The organism is Saccharopolyspora sp. NPDC002376 (assembly GCF_053593195.1).
The window spans coordinates 1-8,086 of record NZ_JBSFBZ010000113.1 but is presented as its reverse complement, the minus strand read 5'-3'; the positions used below and the strand labels follow the sequence as shown (position 1 = coordinate 8,086).

Sequence of the window (8,086 nt, the reverse complement as noted above, 5' to 3'; positions counted from 1 at the left end):
CAAGCACTCCAAGATCAGCACACCGAGCACATGATCAACTACGTTACGAGCGGGCAGCGCCCGGGCCAGATTCACGGAAACTGTGCCAGAGCCAGTATTCGCGCGCCGTCGACATCCCAGTCGGCCCCGCGACGCAAGACCACGAATCGCACGTGGCGCAGCCATTCATAGAAGACTTGCCGGAAGATCCCCAACACCCTGCACGTCACCGCCCTGGCTCCCTGATCCGGGCGCCGGCCGCATCCAGGTCACGCCAGGAGGGGGAAGACTATTTTCCCGCAGATTGTCCTGAACCAGATACGCCGCTGCCTGAGGACGCGCTCCGCGAGAACCACGACGCGGCGTCCCGCTCGTCCAGGTAACGCAGGTGCTCGCCGCGACGATCAAGCGCACGTGACCGACAGCGACCCGAGCTCTGACATGCACCCCGAACTGGCGTTCACAGACGAGCCCGCACGTGGTGGCGAGCCCTGCCGAGTCTGCGGCAAGGCCATCTCCCCGAAGGCACATCGACTCCAGCGGAAGCGGCACGTTTGCAGCCCGAGGTGCAACGAACGGCTGAAACGCTGGCACACCAGAGCCGCCGCCAAAGACCGTGAAACCGCCGCCGGGGCACAACGCCAGCCGGACCCGGCTGCTCCGCAGGTCCACACCTACCACCCGCACGCGGTGTGGACCTCACCAGGAGGGCGGGGGTACGCGGAGCGCCTGTGGGAAGGCGTCCGTGGCGTGTACGCCCTCAGTCTCAGTACCGGAATGACCAAGGTGGGCCGCTCGAATTCCATCGCGTCCCGGCTGAGCGAGCACTTCAAGAACTGCGAGAATTACGGCGTTGACGTCGTTGACGTCGCCGTGCTCGCCACCTCGCGCGACCTACTGCCGATGGAACAATCGTTGAAGCGCTTCATCAAAGGACACCCCAGGGCCCGCACCACCCCGTCGTTGATGGAATCGGCCTTCGACGTCCCGTTCGCGGACGTGGTTGATTTCCTGATCCGGGAACGGCTCGGAGTTCTCTGGATCCCCACCGCCGCGGCGGCCAACTCCGTCTTGGACCGTGTGTTCGACGAATCCGTGCTCGAGGCCGTGATTGAGAACGAGCTCCGCGAACTGCGCGACTAGCGACCCCAGATTTGGATCGGCTGGCGAGAGTTTGGATCGGCTGGCGAGAGGCAGCCAGTTCGAGTCCGGTCAGGGAGCGCGGAGGATTCTCGGGCGGATGTCCGGCCAGTGGTCTTCCACGTAGGTCAGGAAGGCTTCTCTTGATGTGGCCCTGATTCCGTGGAGTCGGGTTGCTGGATAACCGGTGCAGGCGACGTCCCCACTGCGCGTGAACACTGTTCGGGCGCGGGCCCGCATCTACGAGGCGATACCCATACGGCGGCCGGCCACCCAGAAGCCGCCCCTGCTTACACACCTGAGCCCGCATCTCCGCCAACACCCGACGCCGGGTCCGCAGCACCTCCTGCCGGGACTGCGACCCCAAAGGCAGCATCAACTCCTGATGCGTCGGATCGTCGAGATCCACCGGCCCCCGGGCCTCCGGCAACCACAACTGCACACCCTGCTCGGCCAGGAAAGGCCATCACCGTCCCCGACCACCACCGCATCGAACCCACGGTCCGAGCGCCGCGCCTCGTCCAACAACGCCGCCGCCGCTTCCACCAGGACCACCGGCGCGAACAACCCTCATCGAAACCTCCGCCACGATCACCCCACAGCTGGCGATCGTCTCCTCCGTCACCTCGAGCTGCCAGGCCAACGATGTCTCCTGATCCTGGAACTCCTGGGTCGACATCCGACCGTAAAACGCGAACAACGCCAGCCCCTCATCAAGGCCACTCCCCCACTGCCACTGTCCGAGTCGGCCACACCCGACACGGGAAGAGCGCCGCTAGAGAACACATTGGACATTCGTCCGCGCTCACGACCATACGAAAGAGGAATTGGGATTAGCGGGACAGCTGGGGCGACAAACACCGGCGGTGCGCCAGACGCTGGATGGCAACCGCTGAGCGCGATGCCCCGGCGCAGCGGTCGGCGTAGGCATCGCCTCCTGCCACGTCCCAGCGGTGCGTGGCTGAGTGGCCGGCTTCGCTGCAGGCGACGTCGACTTGGACCGACAAGACCGTGCTCGCTGGCAATGTGACCGGGACACGATCACCACGCTGCTGGCGTTGCCCCCGACCGGCGATGGCTTCATGACCGACGTCCCGGTGCGGATGCTGGTATGGCCGTGGCGGCAGCGGCAACCCGCCCGATGGTTCACCCAATGCGAGTCAAACCGACGACCGCACCTGCCACATGCAATCAGCCCCGCCAACCGATAACTCCGGGTATCGCCGTCCTGAGTCTTGCAGGCAACGCGCATGCCCTGGATCGACTGGAACGTCGCCGCGTCGACCAACGCGGCATGTGCGGGCGCGTTCGACACCGCCCACTCCCGCTTGTCTTCGCGCTACTGCCACTTCGATGGAGAGTAGTCCTACCTCAAAGCAGAGCAAACTTCACTACACCGCGCTCGGCTCATCTCCCGCGCAGCTCTAGTGCGACCGCGCCAAGCACCAGGGCGCCTCCAACAAACGCACCGACCCTAAGCGACTCGCCGAACACTGTCGCACCGATCACAGCACCGACAACCGCCAGGCGTCGCAGCTGCATGCGAGTGGGCCGTGGACGCCACGCGCAACACCAGCGAGCACGACCCCAGCGAGCAAGAAGATCGCCGCCGCTCCGCCGAGTGGCGGCACCGTGTCGACCATCAGCTTCATCGCCGGAATCGCCGAATCCCAGCACACGTAGAGTGCGAGCAACAGGAGCACAGTGTGATCACGGGGCGCCGCGCCCGTCCGCCCATCACTCCGGCGCTGCACAATTCTGCCGATGGCCACCGCGAAGCTCCTCACAATCTGTCAATCCGTCTCATCCCTCAGTTGGACGTCCACATCGCCTCATCGACCAAACAGGTGACCACAGTCCCCTTTGGCTCTCGGCGGGCGTTTCGACCAACGCGCTCGTCAACATACTTGCGCCGAGGAGCCACAACGGGGCGCAAAAAAGCCCGTTGACCTGCACTTACGTGCTGATCAACGGGCTTTTCGCTCCGTCGGGACGGCGGGATTCGACCCCACGACCCCTTGACCCCCAGTCAAGTGCGAGGTCAACGGCATGCTCAAGCTCATTTTCCCAGGTCGCTAAGAAGTCTAACCGGCGAAGTAAAGGAGTCCATGAAAGCGCCCTCCGCCTCTCTTCGCTCGCATCCCACCTCAGTATCCCCAAGCAGGCACCACGGCGTCCACCTGCTCCGGTGAACCAGACGCGCTGTCGAGGCACCTCGTCTCGGCACTACGCTGCCTGTACACCCACGCCGTGACCGATGGGCTGATCAGCGAAGCGAGCAACCCGGCACCGCAGGCCCCGAACCTCGCAGGCTTCCCACCACACGACGAGCGCTGTCGGTCATCAACCAGGTCACGGCCAGCACCGGCAACGACCGCTTCTGGACAGCCTCCCGCTGCGGCTGACTTCGCGCGTAGACCCTTGGCTCTGCCGAAGCCACTCGAAACGAGGGATCGCTGGCGCGAGACAAGCGCCCAAGACCATCGTCCGTGAGACGAGCCCAGGCGCTCAATTGCGGATCGCGCGTCAGCTCGTTCACGACCAGTCCCTCAGCCAACCGTCTTCCTGACCAGATAATCGCCCCGGTGGGTTCCGGCGAGCCAGCGGTGGATCAGACCCGTCCGCACTCCCTTCTGCGAGGAAGGATGGAGTCAGACCCCGACCTTCGAGGCACCCGGTGGAGGTGCGGCAACGTGCGGTGCGGCTGGCGGCCGAGCATCCTATCGAAAGCCTTGATCATATTCGGTCCTGGCACACCGACCGCACCTTGCCGGCAATTTGACGACTGCGGCAGTCGCAGCGCAGTCACGATCCTCACAGGCCCGGAGGGCAACACCGCCGTCGATGCCGTGGTTACGTTGCTCGCCTGCCCGGGAAGGCTGGCGAGCATCGACCGACCTTGTGCTGACCGATGATCCCGTTGCGGTCCTCGCCAGCCCCTGAGAGCCGGCGCCACCCGCATCCTCGGTGAGCAGACCAAGGCGCACGCGCAGGTTGCGATCCTCGCCAGCCCCGGAGGGCTGGCGCCACTCGGTCCGGTCATCGATCAGAACCCGGTTCTCCACTTTGCGATCCTCGCCAGTCCCGGAGGGCTGGCGCCACAGGGCAGCGCGCCCAGAACTCGATGATCTTGTCGATGTTGCGATCCTCGCCAGCCCCGGAGGGCTGGCGCCACCAACCATGCGCGTGTCTGATGCGCATGTCTCGCACGTAGTTGCGATCCTCGCCAGCCCCGGAGGGCTGGCGCCACCCGTAAGCGCCCTTGCCGATCGGGTTGTGGATGCTCTGGTTGCGATCCTCGCCAGCCCCGGAGGGCTGGCGCCACTCTGCTTCGCCTTGGGGAGCTTCTGCTCGATGAGCAGGTTGCGATCCTCGCCAGCCCCGGAGGGCTGGCGCCACTTCAAGAGCTCATGGGAAGAGCGCCGGAAGCGGCGGGTTGCGATCCTCGCCAGCCCCGGAGGGCTGGCGCCACGGCCCCGCCGGTGTACTCACCGCCGTGGCGTTCGTAGTTGCGATCCTCGCCAGCCCCGGAGGGCTGGCGCCACCCGGGTGCGGATAGGCGACCATCTCGTCGCCGTACACGTGGTTGCGATCCTCGCCAGCCCCGGAGGGCTGGCGCCACCGAGGTCGCCGCGAGCGTGTTCGGCAACCCGCGATCCGGGTTGCGATCCTCGCCAGCCCCGGAGGGCTGGCGCCACGCTGTTCGGCACCATGCGTCGGTCGACCAGTGCCGAAGTTGCGATCCTCGCCAGCCCCGGAGGGCTGGCGCCACCCACCACGCGGGGCGGCGTACTGACTGGTGGTGAACGTGTTGCGATCCTCGCCAGCCCCGGAGGGCTGGCGCCACGACTGCGCGTACTTGACGTCCTGCTGGTAGTTCACGTTGTTGCGATCCTCGCCAGCCCCGGAGGGCTGGCGCCACGAAGCTCGGCCCGGCGCATCGCGCGCAGCAGCCCCGAGTTGCGATCCTCGCCAGCCCCGGAGGGCTGGCGCCACCCTGCCTGAGCAGGGGTTACTTTCTCGACAGGGCACCAAGATATCAATCCGTAACCGAAACGCCCGGGAACCGCTTGAGAACCTCCCGGGGTGTCGCCCGACGCTTCCGGTTCCGAAGCGCGGTGAGTCGTCAGAAGATGAGCGGTTCGTCATGCCCCGCAGTTGGCGAGTTGCCAAGTCGGAGTGCCGAGGAGAAGGTTCCGCGGGGGACCGTGTACACCCGGATGCTGTCGTCGTCGGGATCCATCACGGATTGCAGCTCATGTCGGAGTCGCAGCCATTCAGCATCGGAACAGACGATCTCGAACACCGACTTCTGTACGCGAATCCCGTACCCTTCGCAGGTTTTCGCGACACGACGGAGCCGACGCCGACCTTGCGGCGTCGTGGTGTCGACATCGTAGGTGATCAGCAGTTCCACGTCAGCTCGCCACCCACGGGGTGTACGCGGGACGGTCCCCACGCAGATGCCGTGCCAGAAAACGCGCCTGCACCAGCGGAAGCAATGCTGCCGGGATCTCCCGCCCGGTCTCAGCGTGTTTCCAGGTCCGTTCCCGAGCCTCGGACCACTTACCGAGGAAGAACTTCCGTCCCTCGTCGGTGAGCTGCACCCCACCGACCGGATCGGTGCTGGTGTGCGCAGCGGTGATCTGTTTGCGGTTGAACATCGTCAGCACGAGTCGGTCGACAAGCAATGGCCGGAACTCCTCCATGAGATCCAAGGCCAGCGACGGTTTGCCCGACCGCACGCCGTGGAGGTAGCCGAGATACCGATCGAGCCCGACTTGTTCGAGCGCGCCGATGACCGCGGTGCGCAGCATCCCCTATCCGAACGACAGCACCGGACACCCATGGTCAACGAAGAAGTCTGGTGACCACGAGCGATTAAGGATACGGGACCGGCTCTCGCTCGATCCCCCGCTTCGGAACCAGAAGCGTCGAGTGACACGCCCGAGGGTTCCGAAGCGATCATCGGGCGTTTCAATCACAATCACGTTTCTCGGTACTATTGCGGAAGCAGTAATCTCTGATCGCACAGGGTGGCGCCAGCCCTCCGGGGCTGGCGAGTATCGCAATCACCTCTTGCGCCCGTCAGGCCGTTCGTCGCGCGGGTGGCGCCAGCCCTCCAGGGCTGGCAAGGATCGCAACCACACCGGCAAGCGCTTCGAGCAGTTCGTGATGTTCGTAGCGCCAACCCTCCGGCGCTGGCGTGGATCGCAACAGCGGCGGTGCCGTCGCTAGCGTGGCAATCCGGAGTGGCGCCAGCCCTACGGGGCTGGCGAGGATCGCAACTCCGGCTGCGACCGGCGCACGGCTGCCGGTGGGCAGGTGGCGCCAGCCCTCCGGGGCTGGCGAGGACTGCAACCCGTCACCGCACAGGCCGCAACCGTCGTGCGCCGGAGGTGGCTGGTTGATGGTCAGTCAGTAGCGTCGACCAGCGAGATTTCATAGACCGCGCGGTGTTTTCCGGGGCCTTTGTAGTCGGAGGTGACTTCGACGCCATTGACGGAGTGGTCGCCGGAGATATTGGTGAATCCGAGGCGTGTCCAGGTGCTGTGTGTGGCAGTGTTCTCAGGTTCCGAGGTCAGGTAGAGCCGGCGGCAGCCGAATCTGTGTCCAGAGTCGCGGACTGCCTCGAGTAGTGCGGTGGAAACGCCGCGTCGGCGATGGTCGGGATGTGTGATGACGTCCTGGATGTAGAGGTCGTCTGGGTGATCTTGACTGCGGAAGGCGATCACGGCGCCTAGGAGGTGGCCGTTGTCCTCAGCGACGGGGCATGTGGTGGAGAAAAGGTTGGCATAGAGCCAGTAATCCGAGGCGGTGCGGGCACGTACATAGGGAGTCCCCAGCTCCATCAGGTCCAGGATCACGGGAATGTCTTCTGTGTGCAGTGGTCGGATATTCACGATTGCCTTTCAGTCTGGTGAACGAGTTCGACGACGCGCACGGCGGCGCTGGTCGGGTCGACGGCGTCGGCGACGCTGCGCCCGACGATGAGGATGTCCCAGTCGGGGCTGGTAAACACAGTGGGGTCGGTTGTGCTGAAACCACCGCTGACGGCGACCGGCAGTTGGGTCCAGGAGCGGAGTGTGCGGGCGGCGTCGAGGGCGGTGTTGCCGATGCCGCGATCGATGTTGGTGGTGATGGTGAATCCGTCGACTCCGGCGCGTTCCATCTCGGTGACCCATCGCTGGTTGGTGGCGATCGGCGTGTCAAGCAGGATGAGTACGCCGAGGCGCTGCCCGGCCTCGACGGCTGCGCTCACGCTGGCGATGGCGGCCAGTCCGATGAGCAGGACGACATCGGCTCCTGCTTGGGCGGCGAGGACGACTTGATCGCGTCCCCAGTCTGCAGACATCATTTCGGCCACGATGGTGGCTTCGGGCACGGCAGCTTTGATCTGTTCGATGCCGGACACGCCGACTTCTTTGATGAGGGGGTCGCCGATCTCGATGTAGTCGGCCCCGGCGGCGACAGCGGCTCGGGCAACGACGATGGCGTCGTTGATGTCGCGCATGTCGAGTGCGATCTGCACCGCTCGGTGGTTGCGTGTTCGACGGAACCGTTCTCTGCTCAGGCGGGGATCGCCTTCGTTCTCCGAGTGGTCGCTATCAGCGCTGATACCTGCGGCTTCGTCCGTACGAGTCAGTTGCTACTGCGTTTGGCTCGTTCCACGACTGCTTGTTTGATCTGGGGTGGCAGGGTCAGGTAGCCGGTGCGGGTTTCTCGCAGCACCATCAGGAGCGCGCGATGATCGTCGCCGTCGTACGTGGTCGAGGTGTCGGTGAGGTCAGGGGTGTGCAGGATTTCGAGCCGCTGCCAGCTGGGGCGAATGTGGTGGGGACAGCGGCGCCAGCCGGAGTCGGCGTTGGGGTCTGCCCAGGGTTTGGTTGACACCTGACGTGTGAGGCTGTGGCCTCACCTGGAAGGATGCGACCGTGCCCAAGCCCTACCCCCAGGAGTTTCGTGA

At 65.2% G+C, this 8,086-nt stretch carries 7 protein-coding genes and 1 CRISPR repeat array; of the genes, 1 reads left to right on the top strand and 6 read right to left on the bottom strand.

All coding sequences use genetic code 11. The annotated features are described in order from the left end of the window. The first annotated feature begins 393 nt into the window (after positions 1–393). Entirely contained in the window at positions 394–1,122 is a 729-nt protein-coding gene (locus ACWCO2_RS36405; protein ID WP_450132356.1) for a hypothetical protein, read from the top strand. A 1,502-nt stretch (positions 1,123–2,624) separates the two neighbouring features. On the opposite strand, the gene ACWCO2_RS36400 is transcribed toward ACWCO2_RS36405, so the two are convergent. The 6 genes from ACWCO2_RS36400 to ACWCO2_RS36375 form a co-directional block, all read right to left on the bottom strand. Continuing rightward, positions 2,625–2,813 (bottom strand): hypothetical protein, encoded by a 189-nt coding sequence (locus tag ACWCO2_RS36400; RefSeq protein ID WP_450132355.1) that lies wholly within the window; start codon positions 2,811–2,813, stop codon positions 2,625–2,627. A 1,225-nt stretch (positions 2,814–4,038) separates the two neighbouring features. Next, positions 4,039–5,115: a CRISPR direct-repeat array (repeat unit 37 nt; unit sequence GTTGCGATCCTCGCCAGCCCCGGAGGGCTGGCGCCAC). A 130-nt stretch (positions 5,116–5,245) separates the two neighbouring features. After that, on the bottom strand, positions 5,246–5,536 hold the full coding sequence (gene cas2 / locus ACWCO2_RS36395; RefSeq protein ID WP_450132354.1) for a CRISPR-associated endonuclease Cas2: 291 nt from the start codon (positions 5,534–5,536) through the stop codon (positions 5,246–5,248). A gap of 1 nt (position 5,537) precedes the next feature. Continuing rightward, a complete protein-coding gene (gene cas1 / locus ACWCO2_RS36390) occupies positions 5,538–5,936 on the bottom strand; it encodes a CRISPR-associated endonuclease Cas1 (RefSeq protein WP_450132353.1) in 399 nt (132 codons plus the stop codon). A 597-nt stretch (positions 5,937–6,533) separates the two neighbouring features. Beyond that, the gene (locus tag ACWCO2_RS36385) at positions 6,534–7,022 is read right to left on the bottom strand and encodes a GNAT family N-acetyltransferase (RefSeq protein ID WP_450132352.1); all 489 of its coding nucleotides are present in this window, start codon (positions 7,020–7,022) and stop codon (positions 6,534–6,536) included. Continuing rightward, complete coding sequence (locus tag ACWCO2_RS36380; protein ID WP_450132351.1) at positions 7,019–7,651, bottom strand: orotidine 5'-phosphate decarboxylase / HUMPS family protein; 633 nt, start codon at positions 7,649–7,651, stop codon at positions 7,019–7,021. Before ACWCO2_RS36380 ends, ACWCO2_RS36385 begins: the two co-directional genes overlap by 4 nt. Before the next feature lie 110 nt (positions 7,652–7,761). Then, positions 7,762–8,013 carry a hypothetical protein gene (locus ACWCO2_RS36375; RefSeq protein ID WP_450132350.1) on the bottom strand — a complete coding sequence of 84 codons (252 nt, stop codon included), beginning with the start codon at positions 8,011–8,013 and terminating at the stop codon, positions 7,762–7,764. Positions 8,014–8,086: the final 73 nt, after the last annotated feature.

What these genes read in the sequence shown, in the direction of transcription:
- cas1 (WP_450132353.1), bottom strand. Translation starts at nt 5,936, where the DNA reads ATGCTGCGCACCGCGGTCATCGGCGCGCTCGAACAAGTCGGGCTCGAT.